Source organism: Arsenophonus endosymbiont of Crataerina pallida, assembly GCF_964020125.1.
GTDB lineage: Bacteria > Pseudomonadota > Gammaproteobacteria > Enterobacterales > Enterobacteriaceae > Arsenophonus > Arsenophonus nilaparvatae.
Genome location: NZ_OZ026540.1, coordinates 1,778,227 through 1,793,577, shown reverse-complemented (window position 1 = coordinate 1,793,577; position 15,351 = coordinate 1,778,227). Strand labels below are relative to the sequence as shown.

The 15,351-nt window shown below is 39.6% G+C and carries 16 protein-coding genes; 10 read left to right on the top strand and 6 right to left on the bottom strand.

What is annotated here, in order from left to right:
• Window positions 1–195: 195 nt before the first annotated feature.
• The 6 genes from cyoA to AACL31_RS09560 all read left to right on the top strand — a co-directional run bounded on the left by cyoA (window position 196) and on the right by AACL31_RS09560 (window position 6,518).
• Complete coding sequence (cyoA, locus tag AACL31_RS09585; RefSeq protein ID WP_310510295.1) at window positions 196–1,143, top strand: cytochrome o ubiquinol oxidase subunit II; 948 nt, start codon at window positions 196–198, stop codon at window positions 1,141–1,143.
• A gap of 5 nt (window positions 1,144–1,148) precedes the next feature.
• The gene (gene cyoB, locus AACL31_RS09580) at window positions 1,149–3,140 is read left to right on the top strand and encodes a cytochrome o ubiquinol oxidase subunit I (protein ID WP_310511501.1); all 1,992 of its coding nucleotides are present in this window, start codon (window positions 1,149–1,151) and stop codon (window positions 3,138–3,140) included.
• A complete protein-coding gene (locus AACL31_RS09575) occupies window positions 3,130–3,747 on the top strand; it encodes a cytochrome o ubiquinol oxidase subunit III (RefSeq protein WP_310511500.1) in 618 nt (205 codons plus the stop codon). The genes cyoB and AACL31_RS09575 overlap by 11 nt, the downstream gene beginning before the upstream one ends.
• On the top strand, window positions 3,744–4,076 hold the full coding sequence (locus tag AACL31_RS09570; protein WP_310511499.1) for a cytochrome o ubiquinol oxidase subunit IV: 333 nt from the start codon (window positions 3,744–3,746) through the stop codon (window positions 4,074–4,076). Before AACL31_RS09575 ends, AACL31_RS09570 begins: the two co-directional genes overlap by 4 nt.
• Window positions 4,077–4,091: 15 nt before the next feature.
• Window positions 4,092–4,976 (top strand): heme o synthase, encoded by an 885-nt coding sequence (cyoE, locus tag AACL31_RS09565; RefSeq protein ID WP_310511498.1) that lies wholly within the window; start codon window positions 4,092–4,094, stop codon window positions 4,974–4,976.
• A 177-nt stretch (window positions 4,977–5,153) separates the two neighbouring features.
• Entirely contained in the window at window positions 5,154–6,518 is a 1,365-nt protein-coding gene (locus AACL31_RS09560) for an MFS transporter (RefSeq protein WP_310511497.1), read from the top strand.
• A gap of 86 nt (window positions 6,519–6,604) precedes the next feature.
• Here the strand turns inward: AACL31_RS09560 and AACL31_RS09555 are convergent, their stop codons facing one another.
• On the bottom strand, window positions 6,605–7,048 hold the full coding sequence (locus AACL31_RS09555; RefSeq protein ID WP_310511496.1) for a YajQ family cyclic di-GMP-binding protein: 444 nt from the start codon (window positions 7,046–7,048) through the stop codon (window positions 6,605–6,607).
• A 220-nt stretch (window positions 7,049–7,268) separates the two neighbouring features.
• Between AACL31_RS09555 and yajL the strand changes: the two genes are divergently transcribed.
• Window positions 7,269–7,859 (top strand): protein deglycase YajL, encoded by a 591-nt coding sequence (yajL, locus tag AACL31_RS09550; RefSeq protein WP_339054001.1) that lies wholly within the window; start codon window positions 7,269–7,271, stop codon window positions 7,857–7,859.
• Window positions 7,860–7,933: 74 nt separating this feature from the next.
• On the opposite strand, the gene thiI is transcribed toward yajL, so the two are convergent.
• Window positions 7,934–9,382 carry a tRNA uracil 4-sulfurtransferase ThiI gene (gene thiI, locus AACL31_RS09545; RefSeq protein WP_310511495.1) on the bottom strand — a complete coding sequence of 483 codons (1,449 nt, stop codon included), beginning with the start codon at window positions 9,380–9,382 and terminating at the stop codon, window positions 7,934–7,936.
• A gap of 211 nt (window positions 9,383–9,593) precedes the next feature.
• Here thiI and xseB point away from each other — a divergent pair, with 211 nt between their 5' ends.
• The 3 genes from xseB (at window position 9,594) to dxs (ending at window position 12,754) form a co-directional block, all read left to right on the top strand.
• On the top strand, window positions 9,594–9,848 hold the full coding sequence (gene xseB, locus AACL31_RS09540) for an exodeoxyribonuclease VII small subunit (protein WP_032115113.1): 255 nt from the start codon (window positions 9,594–9,596) through the stop codon (window positions 9,846–9,848).
• Window positions 9,849–9,851: 3 nt separating this feature from the next.
• Complete coding sequence (gene ispA, locus AACL31_RS09535) at window positions 9,852–10,772, top strand: (2E,6E)-farnesyl diphosphate synthase (RefSeq protein ID WP_310511494.1); 921 nt, start codon at window positions 9,852–9,854, stop codon at window positions 10,770–10,772.
• A gap of 116 nt (window positions 10,773–10,888) precedes the next feature.
• Window positions 10,889–12,754, top strand: a complete 1,866-nt coding sequence (gene dxs / locus AACL31_RS09530; protein ID WP_310511493.1) for a 1-deoxy-D-xylulose-5-phosphate synthase — start codon at window positions 10,889–10,891, stop codon at window positions 12,752–12,754.
• Between the two features lie 71 nt (window positions 12,755–12,825).
• On the opposite strand, the gene pgpA is transcribed toward dxs, so the two are convergent.
• The 4 genes from pgpA to ribE form a co-directional block, all read right to left on the bottom strand.
• Window positions 12,826–13,317, bottom strand: a complete 492-nt coding sequence (pgpA, locus tag AACL31_RS09525; protein ID WP_310511492.1) for a phosphatidylglycerophosphatase A — start codon at window positions 13,315–13,317, stop codon at window positions 12,826–12,828.
• Complete coding sequence (gene thiL, locus AACL31_RS09520) at window positions 13,310–14,299, bottom strand: thiamine-phosphate kinase (RefSeq protein ID WP_310511506.1); 990 nt, start codon at window positions 14,297–14,299, stop codon at window positions 13,310–13,312. The genes pgpA and thiL overlap by 8 nt, the downstream gene beginning before the upstream one ends.
• 98 nt (window positions 14,300–14,397) lie before the next feature.
• Window positions 14,398–14,811, bottom strand: a complete 414-nt coding sequence (gene nusB, locus AACL31_RS09515) for a transcription antitermination factor NusB (RefSeq protein WP_310510285.1) — start codon at window positions 14,809–14,811, stop codon at window positions 14,398–14,400.
• A 23-nt stretch (window positions 14,812–14,834) separates the two neighbouring features.
• Entirely contained in the window at window positions 14,835–15,305 is a 471-nt protein-coding gene (gene ribE, locus AACL31_RS09510; RefSeq protein WP_032115107.1) for a 6,7-dimethyl-8-ribityllumazine synthase, read from the bottom strand.
• Window positions 15,306–15,351: the final 46 nt, after the last annotated feature.

Below are 15,351 nucleotides of genomic sequence, written 5' to 3'. Positions count from 1 at the left end.
AAATAATTGTGAACCAAAAAATAATCATTTAAACAGTTCTATAATGAATTCAATTTTACTTGTGATCACTTTAACAGAAAGTAATAACAATTATATTTGTGCGCCTTACAATTGTTTACACTAATATAACCTTACCGTAAAATACCCACACTGAACAAAACGACAATAACCATCTTTGTCATTTGGGGTCGCTAAATGAGACTTATAAAATATAAAGGAAGTATTGGAGTCATCTCACTGCTTGCTATTGTTTTCCTGCTAACTGGTTGCGATATGGTATTAATGGATCCCAAGGGCGCCATTGGTGTTGAACAAAAAAGACTGATACTGACTGCGCTTGGTTTAATGTTAATTGTTGTCATTCCAGTCATTTTTATGGCAATTATCTTCGCCAGAAAATATCGAGCAAGCAATAAACAAGCAACCTACCGGCCAGATTGGGCACATTCAAATAAAATTGAGTTAGTTTGCTGGACAGTTCCTATCATCATCATCATCATTCTTGCCGTGATAACCTGGAAAACAACGCATCAACTGGATCCTTATAAACCATTAGAAAGCGATAAAAAACCGATTACCATTCAGGTCATTTCTACCGATTGGAAATGGGTGTTTGTCTATCCAGAAGAAAATATCGCTACCGTTAATGAAATCGCCATTCCTGTCGGTGTGCCAATTAACTTTAAAGTGACAGCCGAGTCAGTGATGAATTCTTTCTTTATCCCTGCACTTGGTGGTCAAATTTATGCGATGGCTGGTATGCAAACGAAGCTTCACTTAATCGCTAATGAACCTGGTACCTATAAAGGCTTCTCATCAAGTTATAGCGGTCACGGATTTTCAGACATGAAATTTAATGTAATTGCAACACCTGATACGGCAAGCTTTGATAAATGGGTGCAAAAAGTAAAAACATCTACCAAAACGCTAGATAGCATGGCTACATTTAATCAATTAGCTAAACCTAGCCACAATGTCCCTGTTACCTATTTTTCAAGCGTGAAACCAAATCTCTATGAAGAACTGATATTAAAATTCGGCCATGAACATCATATCAATCATGCTAACAAAACCGAACATGAAATGTCTGGCAATCAAATAATGCATATGAACCACTCTGCTCATGTCGATGCTAAGGAATAAATAGTATGTTGGGTAAATTAACGCTCGATGCAATCCCTATTCACGAGCCAATTATTGTCATCACTGTGATCTGTATTTTATTAGCTGGCATAGCTATTTTAGGCGTTATCACCTATTTTGGTAAATGGAAGTGGCTGTGGAGCGAATGGCTAACTAGTGTAGATCATAAAAAAATTGGCATTATGTATATTATCGTTGCCATGGTAATGCTACTACGCGGTTTTGCTGATGCCATAATGATGCGAGGTCAACAAGCATTAGCGTCAGCCGGCGAGGCCGGTTTTTTACCTCCTCATCATTATGATCAAATCTTTACCGCTCACGGTGTGATCATGATTTTTTTCATGGCAACACCTTTCGTGGTTGGCTTAATGAATTTAGTTGTGCCATTGCAAATTGGTGCTCGCGATGTAGCCTTTCCGTTTTTAAATTCTCTCAGTCTTTGGTTATTTGTCGTTGGTGTTATCTTGATTAACCTATCATTAGGTGTCGGGGAATTTGCGCAGACCGGTTGGCTAGCTTATCCCCCATTGTCAGGTAAAGAATACAATCCTGGTGTCGGGGTAGATTATTGGATATGGAGTTTACAAATATCAGGCATTGGCACCACCCTAACCGGAATAAACTTTTTTGCCACCATTCTACGGATGCGGGCGCCTGGTATGTCAATGATGAAAATGCCTGTTTTTACTTGGACAGCGCTTTGTACTAATCTACTGATTATTGCAGCATTTCCTATCCTAACCGTTACTATCGCACTACTCACACTTGACCGATATTTAGGCACCCATTTCTTCACTAATGATATGGGCGGCAATATGATGATGTATATCAATTTGGTCTGGGCTTGGGGACATCCTGAAGTTTATATATTAGTGTTACCTGTTTTTGGCGTATTTTCGGAAGTCACAGCGACATTCTGTAAAAAACGTTTATTTGGTTATACGTCTCTGGTCTGGGCGACCATTGTTATTACTGTAATGTCGTTTGTCGTCTGGTTACATCACTTCTTTACCATGGGAGGTGGGGCAAATGTCAATGCCTTCTTCGGTATAGCTACCATGATTATTGCTATTCCAACTGGAGTAAAAATATTCAATTGGTTATTTACCATGTACCATGGCCGTATCGAATTTAAAACACCAATGCTCTGGACGATTGGTTTTATTGTTACCTTTTCGATTGGTGGGATGACTGGCGTACTATTGGCCGTTCCCGGTGCAAATTTTGTGCTGCACAATAGTTTATTTCTGATTGCCCATTTCCATAATGTCATTATCGGTGGAGTGGTCTTTGGTTGCTTTGCTGGTATGACCTACTGGTTCCCGAAAGCATTTGGCTTTACATTAAATGAAAAATGGGGCGTTCGTGCTTTTTGGTTTTGGATCAGTGGTTTCTTTATTGCCTTTATGCCACTTTATATACTGGGCTTTATGGGAATGACTCGTCGTTTAAGTCAAAATATTGATCCACAATATCATCCAATGCTGATGGTCGCTTCACTCGGTGCTGCGCTTATCGCTATCGGAATTCTCTGCCAAGTCATTCAAATAATTGTCAGTATTCGCGATCGCCACAAAAATCGCGATTTCAGCGGCGATCCATGGGATGGTCGTACATTAGAATGGTCAACATCGTCCCCTGCACCTTTTTATAACTTCGCGAAAGAACCACAAATTGATACGCGTGATGCTTGGTGGGATATGAAAGAAAAAGGGATTGCATATCAACAACCAACCAAATATGAACCCATTCATATGCCACAAAATACTGCTGCCGGAATAATTATTTCAGCGTTTTGTTTAATCTTCGGTTTTGCTATGGTCTGGCATATTTGGTGGCTAGCGATTATTGGTTTTGCTGGTATTATCGCCACCTGGATTGGTAAAAGTTTTGATGACAATGTTGATTATTATGTCCCTGTAGAAGAAATTAAACATATTGAAAAACAGCATTACGATGAACTGAAAAAAGCAGGTATCCATCATGTCAACTAATTCAATAGCTAATCAACATATTGCCCATGAAAATCATGGGCATCATGACATAGGCGCAACAAAAATATTTGGTTTTTGGATCTATTTAATGAGCGATCTGATCCTGTTTGCTTGCCTTTTTGCTACCTACGTTGTTCTAGTTCATGGTACTGCCGGAGGCCCGACAGGAAAGGAGATTTTCAACCTCAATTTTGTCTTGGTCGAAACCTTCCTGTTATTGTTTAGTAGCATCACTTATGGATTTGCCATGCTTGCGATGCATAAGCAGAAAATAAATCTGGTGAAATTATGGCTACTGATTACTTTTTTATTCGGATTCGGCTTTGTTATCATGGAAATTTACGAATTTCATGAGCTCATTTCTGAAGGTTATGGGCCTGATCGCAGCGCTTTCCTTTCCGCTTTCTTTACGTTAGTTAGTACTCACGGTATTCATGTAAGCTTTGGTTTAGCCTGGATCATCACCATGATAATCCATATCTCACGTCATGGCCTCACTGCCGTCAATCAAACCCGTTTAAGTTGTTTAAGTCTTTTTTGGCATTTCTTAGATGTTGTTTGGATCTGTGTATTCACCGTTGTTTATCTGCTGGGGGCACTTGCATGAGTTACACAAATACACCGCACTCTGGTGCTAGCCACGGCAGTATGAAGACTTATTTAATTGGCTTTATACTCTCGGTCATTTTAACGGTCATCCCCTTTTGGATGGTAATGAATAGTACTGCATCCCATGACACTATCTTATGGATAGTTGTTGGTACGGCAATTAGCCAGATTCTGGTACATCTTGTCTGTTTCTTACATATGAATACCTCTTCAGATGACCGTTGGAATCTGGTTGCCTTCCTGTTCACAATGCTAATTATAGGCATTATCGTTATTGGCTCGCTGTGGATAATGTATAACCTGAACATCAATATGATGCTCGACTAAAGAGTTGTGGATCTAATGAAGCAATATCTACAAGTGACCAAACCAGGCATTATTTTCGGTAATCTAATTTCTGTTATTGGCGGCTTTCTGCTCGCAGCTAAAGGTATAATAGATTACCCACTATTTATTGCCACATTACTCGGCGTATCTCTGGTTATCGCTTCCGGTTGTGTTTTTAACAACTATATTGACCGAGATATCGACCGAATGATGGAGAGAACCAAAAATCGACCTTTAGTTAAAGGACTTATTGCGCCGAAATTTTGCCTAATTTATGCCACCCTACTGGGTATTGCTGGCATAGCTTTACTTTATATTGCCACCAATGCCTTAGCGGCACTACTGGCCGTTATCGGTTTTATCATATATGTCGGTATTTATAGTCTCTATATGAAACGTAAATCGGTTTATGGCACCCTGGTAGGTAGCTTGTCCGGCGCTGCGCCGCCAGTTATTGGTTACTGCGCTGTTGCTGATCAATTTGATATGGGAGCATTGATTCTGCTATTGATCTTTAGCTTATGGCAAATGCCACACTCTTATGCAATTGCTATTTTTCGCTTCAAAGATTATCAAACCGCCAATATTCCCGTATTACCAGTGATTAAAGGAATTTCGGTCGCCAAAACTCATATCTTTTTATATATCCTTGCTTTTATGGTAGCAACCATTATGCTCACCATTAGTGGCTATGCCGGCTACAAATATCTTATTGTTACCGCCGCGGTGAGTTTATGGTGGCTTGGTATGGCAATTTCTGGCTTTAAAAATCAGAATGATGATCGCCTTTGGGCACGGAAACTGTTTATATTCTCTATCGTGGCAATTACTTCTCTCAGTGTCATGATGTCGATTGATCCAACTGTTACCGCTGAACAGATTTTTGTCTATCTCAAATAATAATTTATCTTAAATAGTGGCAGATAATTGCCACTACCTTCACGGTTAAAACATCCAATATGCGAATGAATTCCCCACTTTTTTATCTATATCTTGCTAATGCTTACTCGACAAATAGATTAACTAATCGATTAAACCATTTTACAATGTTCACTTGTAAAATTTCTGAGATAAACCATGAATGATAGTAAAATGACGCCTACTGAATTAAAGGCAACTTGGGGGTTAGGGGCGGTATTCACATTACGTATGTTAGGCATGTTCATGGTATTACCCATCTTAGCCAGCTATGGGCGCGAACTGAAAGATGCCAATGAATTGTTACTTGGTCTGGCTATTGGCATTTATGGTATCAGTCAGGCTATCTGCCAAATCCCATTTGGTTTAATGTCCGACCGATTTGGTCGTAAGCAATTAATTATCGCCGGCTTACTCATTTTTATTGCCGGTAGTGTGATTGCCGCGATGACAGATTCTATCTGGGGTATCATTATCGGTCGCGCGTTACAAGGCGCAGGGGCTATTTCTGCTGCAATTATGGCGTTGCTGTCCGATCTGACTAGTGAACAAAATAGAACTAAAGCGATGGCTTTTATGGGAATAAGCTTTGGCATCACTTTTGCTATTGCACTCGTTTTCGGCCCAATTATCACCCATGCTATCGGTTTACATGGCCTTTTTTGGGGAATAAGCTTACTTGCCTTTGGCGGGATATTAATAACTCGCTTTGCCGTACCAGATAGCCGATATCATAGCGTTAATCGCGAAACCCATTTTATAAAAAATAGTGTACAAACAGTCATTAATAATCGCCAACTAGTTAAACTTAATTTTGGCATTTTTTGTTTACATACGTTGTTGATGGCAAATTTTGTTGCTTTACCGTTAGTGATGATCGATTCAGGTCTGGCAGCTAATCAACATTGGAAAATATATTTACTAACTTTACTTCTTGCTTTCATTACGGTGCTACCTTTTGTTATCTATGCTGAAAAGCAGCGTCGAATGAAACAAGTTTTTCTATTATGCATTGGCATCTTATTTATCTCTGAATTAACATTTTGTTTTTCCAAACAACAATTTTGGTTAATCGTATTAGGTCTTCAGCTATTTTTTATTGCCTTTAATGTTATGGAGGCATTATTGCCTTCACTTATCAGTAAAGAAGCGCCTGCCGGATATAAAGGAACCGCGATGGGTCTCTACTCAACCAGTCAGTTTCTAGGCGTTGCTTTAGGCGGGATCTTAGGGGGATGGTTTTTTCAATTAAATGGTGCTTCCTTGGTCTTTATGGCTGGACTGATACTTTGTACATGTTGGTTTTTTATTAGCTTAAATATGCATCAACCTGCTTATACCAGTAGCATTCGTTTACTTTTACCCCAACAGATCAAAGATGTTAATTTACTACAAAGCCAATTAATGAATGAGCCCGGTGTGTGCGAAGTGATGTTCGATCTTAAAGCGCTTAGTGCCTACATTAAAATAGATAAAAAAATTATCAGTCGGCAACAGTTGGAAACTATTATTAATAACCAATAACACACTACCTGCTGTAGGATACAGCAGGAATGATAAATTTAGTCACGAAAATTAGTAAATTGAAAAGGTTGCCCAAGTTCAGCCTCTCACACTAGCGCTATCACAGATTGTAAATCATTGCGTGACTTACCGGTCACTCGCACTTGTTCTCCCTGAATTTGCGCCTGAACCTTCAATTTACTTTCTTTAATTAGTTTAATGATCTTTTTTGCCATTACCGAATCAATGCCTTGCAGTAACGAAGCCTCGAGGCTATAAGTTCTGCCACTATGAACAATATCGTCAGGTATATTCAAGACAGCACCATCTATTCCACGCTTAGCTAATTTCTCGCGTAAAATATCTACCAATTGGTTTACTTGAAAGTCGGACACGCTCGTTACTTTAATCGACTCATTCTTTTCATTGAGTTCAAAACTGGCTTCAACATTGCGAAAATCCCAACGACTAGCCAATTCACGTTGCGCATTTTCAACGGCATTACTCACTTCATGCATGTCAATTTCAGAAACTATATCAAATGATGGCATATTTCATGACCTCCTTATTACTCATAAAATAGCATAATACTACTTTTTATTATCAGCAAAAGCTCTATACTTAATGTTAAATAAATTTCCCAAAAAGCATAATTGATTCAGTCAGATAAAAAACAATAGCGATCTTTAGTGCTGGCGCTGTTAGCAAGTTATGGCTGACATCATGCTAAATCCGATTATTTATCCATTAATTAGACCGAGAGAAACTCTAATGTCACCAACCGTTCTCGTCTGCCTGGCGCATGGTAGCGAAGAAATAGAAGCCGTAACAGTGATTGATCTGTTAACTAGAGCCGAGATCCCAGTAACAACTGCAAGTACCGCAGATAATGGCGAATTGGTGTTAACTTGCTCACGTGGAGTAAAAATTGTTGCTGACACTCAGTTAGTCAATATCATTGAACAGGATTTTGCTGCTATTGTATTACCTGGTGGATTAAAAGGCGCGGAGGCGTTTCGTGATAATCCGCTGATCATTGAAAAAATTCGCCAATCTCATCATCAGGGTAAAATCATTGCCGCTCTTTGTGCCGTGCCGGCACTCGTACTAGAACACCATAATTTATTTCTAATTGGCAATATGACCGGTTATCCGGCTTTACAAAGTAAAATTGCCAGTCACAAACGCGTTGATTGTCGTGTCTACTATGATGAACGGGTAAAACTACTTACTAGCCAAGGGCCTGCCACAGCTATTGACTTTTCACTTAAACTTATCGAGCTATTAGTTGGCAAAAAAAAGGCAGCGGAAGTTGCTTCGCAGCTTGTCCTGCCGCCTGGTATTTACAACTATGCCAACTAACGGTGATATGGCAAATTGTGCATATTCACTTGAAACTCGCCTATCCTTGAGACGAAAAAGTCAATAGATTACCACTAAGGACGATACACTTTTACATTTTTAAAACCTTGTTCATGTAAATAAAGTGCCTGTAAGCGGCTCATAACACCGCGCTCACAATAAAGCAAATAGGGTTTTTCTTGTGGTAACTCACCAAATTGGTTATTTAACTTATAAAATGGCAGTAACCTTACTTTAACACCTTCAAGCTTGAGTGGACGCGCTTCCTGTTCATCAGGGGAACGAATATCCAGCACAATATCATCGCCTGAAAATGTAGTGACAATTTCCACTTCTGGCGTTTTATCTTCGCTATCATTCATTATCTGACGAATATCAATATTTTGTGCTGTACTAACAACATGATTAAGCAGAGAAAAATCAAAATTAGTTTCCTGCGCTTCAATTTTAGCTTTTACTGCTTTCACAGTTGGCTTTTTCGAAATCACGCCACAAAACTCAGGCATAGTACGGGCAAAATCTGCCGTTCCTATCTCGCGAGCAAGGTTAATAATATTTTCTTTATCATGTGAAATTAATGGCCGCAAAATTAATGTATCGGTAACATTATCAATTACACGTAGATTGGTTAATGTCTGGCTAGAAACCTGTCCTAACGCTTCTCCTGTTACTAAAGCCTGAACCCCATAACGTTCTGCTATAATAGATGCGGCGCGAACCATCATCCTTTTCAATACCACGCCCATCTGGCCATCATCAATCTTTTCAAGAATTTCGCTTACAATCGGAGCAAAATCTATCGCGACAAAACGCACTTTATGTGAACGACCAAAACGATGCCAAAGATGGTAAGCAACCTGCTTGACGCCAATTTCATGACTGGCGCCACCCAGATTAAAAAAGCAATAATGAACTCGGCAACCACGCCGCATTAACATGTAGCTAGACACACCTGAATCAAAGCCACCCGATATCAACGACAAAACATCTTCTTGAGTACCAATAGGAAAGCCACCAATCCCTTGAATACGGGATTTAACAAGCATGACTTTATCCTTTTCAATTTCAAGATTGATGGTGATATCAGGCTGATTGAGTTTTACCTTAGCTGATGAAATATGTTGATTTAATCCCCCACCAACATAACGTTCTACTTCAATTGAAGTAAAGTCGTGCTGACCACGACGCTTAACGCGTACACAAAAAGTTTTATTGGTTAGCCATTCAGCATAAGTTGCATAAGCTAACTCAAAAATATGATGGAGATCGCGGAATTGATATTCTTCAACTAACAGAATATGGTGGATGCCAGGAATTCTGGTTAAGGCATCGCAAATTTCATCATGATATGTGTTTTTTTTGGTGCGAACTTCGATATTATCCCAATGGCGAATAACGGTTATTTCCGCATCTAACACCTTCAATATATTAAGAATATTGCTAGCCAAGATCTTAATAAAGCGCAAGCGCACTGATTGGCTTTTAATGGTAATTTCAGGAAATAGTTTAATAATAAACTTCATAATTTTATATAAAAGTCGGTTTTTATTTTTGCGAATAAACGCATATTATGCATATTTATTAGCAGAGCATTTGATTTTAAGACGGGAAGTATATCACTATATTGCTGTTCGTCGCTAAAAATCACAAAAAGAATAAATTGTCTGCATAAATGTAGTAAAATAAATCGCCTGACGCGCATATTCACCTGATATTAAGGCAAGTAAAACGATTATGGCTAAAAAGAAAATATCTGATAGACAAGATCCGCTATCTTTTGAAACTTCTCTGACAGAATTAGAGCAGATAGTCACACGCTTAGAATCAGGCGAACTTCCGCTGGAAAAAGCATTAAGTGAATTTGAACAAGGGATCCAATTAGCCAGACAAGGCCAGAAAGCGTTGCAACAGGCAGAACAACGCGTCCAAATTTTGTTACAAGCCGATGACCATGCACCACTAGACAACTTTACGCCGGAAGATAAATAAATCATGTCTGAAATAGTGACACTTTCTTTTGCGGATCAACGCCAATGGGTACAAGATCGCGTCAATAAAACACTACTAAAGCAATTCCAGCGCCTACCGTTTAATCAAAGTCAACTGGTCACAGCGATGAAATATGGCACATTACTTGGTGGAAAGCGACTAAGGCCTTTTTTAGTTTATGCTATAGGTGATATGTTAAATGTTGCCGTGGAAAACCTGGATGTACCTGCTGTGGCCATTGAATGTATTCATGCTTATTCATTAATCCACGATGATTTACCCACAATGGATAACGATAATCTACGTCGTGGCCAGCCTACCTGCCACATTTCCTTCGGTGAAGCTCATGCCATTTTGGCTGGTGATGCCCTGCAAACACTTGCCTTTGACATCTTGTCTCGTTCCGCTATGCCTGATGTTAGTGATACTAATCGGCTGGCAATGATAGCTGAGCTGGCTACTGCTAGTGGAGCAGCCGGCATGTGTGCTGGTCAAGCACTCGATATGGAATCAGAAGGTCAACAAATTGATATAGCAACCTTAGAATCTATTCACCATCATAAAACCGGCGCTTTAATTCGTGCCGCCATCAGAATGAGTGCACTTGCGGCTGGCAGCCAAAGCTACAAATTACTACCATTATTAGATAATTATGCCAATGCGATTGGACTGCTATTCCAAGTCCACGATGACATTCTCGATGTTACTGGTGATACAGACACCTTAGGTAAAAATCAGGGATCTGATGAAAAACATAAAAAAAGCACCTATCCATCATTAATCGGTGTTGAACAAGCACAAAAAAAAGCCAACAATTTATTTGAACAAGCACTGGATGCGCTTTATAGGTTAGAACAACAGTATGGATTAAATACGGAAACACTACAAAATTTAACACACTTTATTATCGAACGAAAAAGCTAATTTTCTTGATTAAAAAACAGAATATTTTACCAGTAATAAAAAATTCAAAATAATCTTTTGGCGGCCTACTACAGCGTCATGGGTATAAACAAAAAACAATTATTTAATGGGCAGACATGAGCATTGATATCACTTCCTATCCAACTTTAGCATTAATAGAAACGCCGGAAGAATTGCGACTTTTACCAAAAGAAAGTCTGGTCAAATTATGTGAAGAGTTGCGACAATTTTTATTAAATAGTGTTAGCCGTTCCAGTGGACATTTTGCTTCTGGATTAGGAGCCATTGAACTCACTGTCGCTTTACACTATGTCTATAAAACCCCATTTGATAATCTTATCTGGGATGTCGGTCACCAGGCATATCCACATAAGATATTAACTGGCCGCCGCGACCGGATTGATACCATACGACAAAAAAATGGCTTACATCCTTTCCCCTGGCGAGCAGAAAGTGAATATGACATTCTCAGTGTCGGTCATTCTTCGACTTCTATCAGTGCTGGACTTGGTATGGCGGTAGCTGCTGAATATGAAAATAAGGATCGTAAAACGGTTTGTGTTATTGGTGATGGCGCTATTACCGCAGGTATGGCTTTTGAAGCAATGAACCATGCGGGTGACATTCATAAAGATATGTTAGTGATCCTCAATGATAATGAAATGTCAATTTCAGAAAACGTTGGGGCGTTAAATAATCATTTAGCGCAACTGTTATCGGGCAATCTATATACTAGTTTACGTGAAGGGGGGAAAAAGGTATTTTCCAATATTCCCTCAATCAAAGAATTGTTAAAGAAAACCGAAGAGCACCTTAAAGGTATGGTGATCCCTAGTACTATGTTCGAAGAACTAGGCTTTAACTACATTGGTCCTATTGACGGCCATGATGTACTCACATTAGTACAAACATTAAAAAACATGCGTAAGTTAAAAGGCCCGCAGTTTTTACATATCATGACCAAAAAAGGCAAGGGGTATGAGCCCGCCGAAAAAGATCCTATCAGCTGGCATGCGGTGCCTAAATTTGATCCAGCAACTTTTAGCCTTCCAAAAAACAATAATAGTCAATTAACATTTTCACAAGTTTTTGGCGATTGGTTATGCCAAGAAGCAGCCGATGATCCTAAACTGATGGCTATCACACCAGCCATGCGAGAAGGATCGGGAATGGTTGAATTTTCCAAAACCTATCCCAAACAATATTTTGATGTTGCTATTGCAGAACAACACGCTGTGACTTTTGCTGCTGGCCTTGCCATTGGAGGCTATAAACCTGTCGTTGCTATTTATTCTACTTTTTTACAACGCGCCTATGATCAAGTGATCCATGATGTCGCCATTCAAAAATTGCCTATCCTGTTTGCTATAGATAGAGCAGGCATTGTTGGTGCCGACGGACAAACCCATCAAGGTGCTTTCGATCTATCGTTTTTACGTTGTCTACCGGATATGATCATTATGTCGCCGAGTGATGAAAACGAATGCCGGCAAATGCTACATACGGGTTATCACTATCAGGATGGCCCTGTTGCGGTTCGTTACCCAAGGGGAACAGGCTCTGGCGCCACTCTACAACCTTTAGCAAAAATTCCAATCGGTAAAGGAATAATTCGCCGCCAAGGAAAAAAAGTTGCCATCCTAAATTTTGGCACATTACTTAGTGAAGCGATGAAAGCCGCAGAATTACTCAATGCCACCGTGGTCGATATGCGGTTTGTAAAACCGTTGGATGAAACATTGGTATTGGAAATAGCTCACAACCATAAGCTATTAGTAACATTAGAAGAAAATGCAATTATGGGGGGAGCCGGTAGCGGTGTTAATGAATTTTTATTAAAAGCCCATCACATTATGCCTATCATTAACCTCGGCTTGCCTGATCACTATATCGCACAAGGAAATCAAACAGAAATTCAGGCTGAATTAGGACTTAATGCGGAAGGAATTGTAAAATCAATTAACAACTATTACGCCAAATAAATTAATAAATATGTTGAAAATCAAAAGCAGCGGTTTACCAAGCGCTTTTGATTTTTAGTAATTCACTTACATTATAAAACGGGTAACCAGTGTGCAAGCGCAGCCACGATAACCATAGCAAAAATAGCCGCGATAATATCATCTAACATAATACCTAGCCCGCCACCTACTTGCCGATCAAACCAACCTATAGGCCAAGGTTTTAGCATGTCAAAAAAGCGGAAAAGCACAAACGCTATCAATACCCATTGCCAACTAACTAACGGTATCACCATCAGAGTCATCCACATGCCAATAAATTCATCCCACACAATACTACCGTGGTCGTGAGCTTGCATATCATCGGATGTCCGTTGACAAATAACAATACCAACAACAAAACCAAATAAAATAATAAACCAACATAACCAAACGGGTAATAACCAATACATCAGTAGCCAGAATGGAATAGCAGCTAACGATCCCATTGTTCCAGGAATGATGGGTGATAAACCACTACCGAATCCGGTTGCCAATAGATGCCAGGGATTTGATAGCTTTAAACGAGATTTTGCATCAATCATAGCAAGCTTCCACAATAAAATGATCAAAACCAGTTAAATTAGGTGAAACCTCTTTATTCCCATAAAAATAGCGGATCCCATCTGATTCTGGTGTTATCTGGCCGATACAATGAAAATTTGCCCCAGTATGCGCTAGTGCTGACTCTAATGCACCACGATTTATCTCAGGCACTGTAAAGCACAGTTCATAATCTTCTCCACCACTTAACGCCCAGGTTAACGCCTGTTCTGAGGTAACTTGTCTGCGCAATGCCTCTGATAGTGGCAAAGAATCTAATTTAATTTTAGCGCCACGGCCACTGATTTTGAGAATATGTCCAAGATCAGAAATCAAGCCATCAGAAATATCTATCGCCGAAGAAGCAAGATGACGTAAAGCCTGCCCTTGCAAAATACGAGGCTGTGGCCTTAAATGACGCTGGATCAACCAATGACGATCTTTTACATCATCGACAACCAGCTGTGATTGTAAAATCGCAAGACCTGCAGCACTATCACCCAATGTTCCAGTAACATAAATCCAATCACCATTACAGGCTCCAGACCGGGTTAGTGATTTTCCTGTCGGAATCAAAGCATGGGCTGTATAGGTTAAACTCATTGGCCCTCGTGTTGTATCGCCACCAATAAGTTGCATTTCATAGTAATTAAGCCGTTCAAATAGGCTAGAGCTAAATCTTGCCAGCCAATCTTCATTGATTTGTGGCAATGTCAACGCCAGAGAAACCCAGGCAGGATCCGCTCCCATAGCGGCTAAATCACTTAAATTAACCGCCAAAGATTTATAGGCTAAATCTTCAGGTGAAATACTATCAAGAAAATGGATACCTGCAACTAGTGTATCGGTAGTAATCGCTAATTGCTGTCTTTCCGGTATTGTTATCAATGCACAATCATCACCAATACCGATATTAACGTCATGCCGATTTTGCTGTTGACGATTAAAATAACGCGCGATGATATCAAATTCGCCACAAACCATAATAATATTCCAATATACCATGCTCCGATTGCTATAAGGCTATCACTGCACCTTATAATCAAAATGAACATCAGATTATTCGAAAAGCCTGAACACCATTACTTCTTACGCACAGTAGCAACAACTTTGTCGAGCGCACCATTGATAAATTTGTGACTCTCCTCGGCACCAAAAACTTTTGCTAATTCAATCGCTTCATTAATAGCAACTTTATAAGGTACATCATCGCGATAACAGAGTTCAAACATCGCTAAACGTAAAACCGCTTTCTCTACCTGACCAAGCTCCCCAAGCTGACGAGAAAGATAAGGAGCCATTTTTTTATCCAGTTCTAACACATGAGTTGAAACGCCATTAAGTAGTTCACGGAAATAAGTTACATCAACATCTGACATATCCTGTTCAGATAAAAATTCCACTTCAACATCAGCAATACTATTACCCGATAATTGCCAAGAATAAATCGCCTGAACAGCACACTCACGCGCGCGATGACGAGCAGCAGGTTTCACAAAATTCCCCTTAAATAAAATAGTTAGCCTTTAATGGCTTGAATTACATTAACCATTTCTAGTGCAGCTAATGCAGCATCTGCACCTTTATTTCCCGCTTTTGTACCTGCGCGCTCAATTGCCTGCTCAATATCCTCGGTGGTTAATACACCAAAGGCAACAGGAATATTACTTGTCATCGCAACATTAGAAAGTCCAGCACTACACTCACCGGCAACATATTCAAAATGTGAGGTTGCACCACGTATAACGCTAGCAAGTGCAACAACTGCATCATATTTTTTGGTTTCTGCTAATGTTTTAATCGTCAAAGGCAGTTCATAAGCACCTGGCACCCAAACTACCGTAATATTTTCCTTTGCAACTTGGCCAACACGTTCCAAGGTATCAATAGCGCCTTCCAGCAAGCTATTGTTGATGAAATGATTAAAACGTGCAACAACGATTGCTATACGAGCTTTGGGTGCTGCTACCGTACCTTTTATTACCTTCATAGCCTTCCTTAAATACTAATTATTCTTTACAGAAACGACAATTTTA

What these genes read in the sequence shown, in the direction of transcription:
- thiI (WP_310511495.1), bottom strand. Translation starts at nt 9,382, where the DNA reads ATGAAGTTTATTATTAAACTATTTCCTGAAATTACCATTAAAAGCCAA.
- thiL (WP_310511506.1), bottom strand. Translation starts at nt 14,299, where the DNA reads ATGGTTTGTGGCGAATTTGATATCATCGCGCGTTATTTTAATCGTCAA.
- pgpA (WP_310511492.1), bottom strand. Translation starts at nt 13,317, where the DNA reads ATGATTGATGCAAAATCTCGTTTAAAGCTATCAAATCCCTGGCATCTA.
- AACL31_RS09560 (WP_310511497.1), top strand. Translation starts at nt 5,154, where the DNA reads ATGAATGATAGTAAAATGACGCCTACTGAATTAAAGGCAACTTGGGGG.
- cyoA (WP_310510295.1), top strand. Translation starts at nt 196, where the DNA reads ATGAGACTTATAAAATATAAAGGAAGTATTGGAGTCATCTCACTGCTT.
- ispA (WP_310511494.1), top strand. Translation starts at nt 9,852, where the DNA reads ATGTCTGAAATAGTGACACTTTCTTTTGCGGATCAACGCCAATGGGTA.
- dxs (WP_310511493.1), top strand. Translation starts at nt 10,889, where the DNA reads ATGAGCATTGATATCACTTCCTATCCAACTTTAGCATTAATAGAAACG.
- AACL31_RS09575 (WP_310511500.1), top strand. Translation starts at nt 3,130, where the DNA reads ATGTCAACTAATTCAATAGCTAATCAACATATTGCCCATGAAAATCAT.
- cyoB (WP_310511501.1), top strand. Translation starts at nt 1,149, where the DNA reads ATGTTGGGTAAATTAACGCTCGATGCAATCCCTATTCACGAGCCAATT.
- xseB (WP_032115113.1), top strand. Translation starts at nt 9,594, where the DNA reads ATGGCTAAAAAGAAAATATCTGATAGACAAGATCCGCTATCTTTTGAA.
- cyoE (WP_310511498.1), top strand. Translation starts at nt 4,092, where the DNA reads ATGAAGCAATATCTACAAGTGACCAAACCAGGCATTATTTTCGGTAAT.
- AACL31_RS09570 (WP_310511499.1), top strand. Translation starts at nt 3,744, where the DNA reads ATGAGTTACACAAATACACCGCACTCTGGTGCTAGCCACGGCAGTATG.
- AACL31_RS09555 (WP_310511496.1), bottom strand. Translation starts at nt 7,048, where the DNA reads ATGCCATCATTTGATATAGTTTCTGAAATTGACATGCATGAAGTGAGT.
- yajL (WP_339054001.1), top strand. Translation starts at nt 7,269, where the DNA reads ATGTCACCAACCGTTCTCGTCTGCCTGGCGCATGGTAGCGAAGAAATA.
- ribE (WP_032115107.1), bottom strand. Translation starts at nt 15,305, where the DNA reads ATGAAGGTAATAAAAGGTACGGTAGCAGCACCCAAAGCTCGTATAGCA.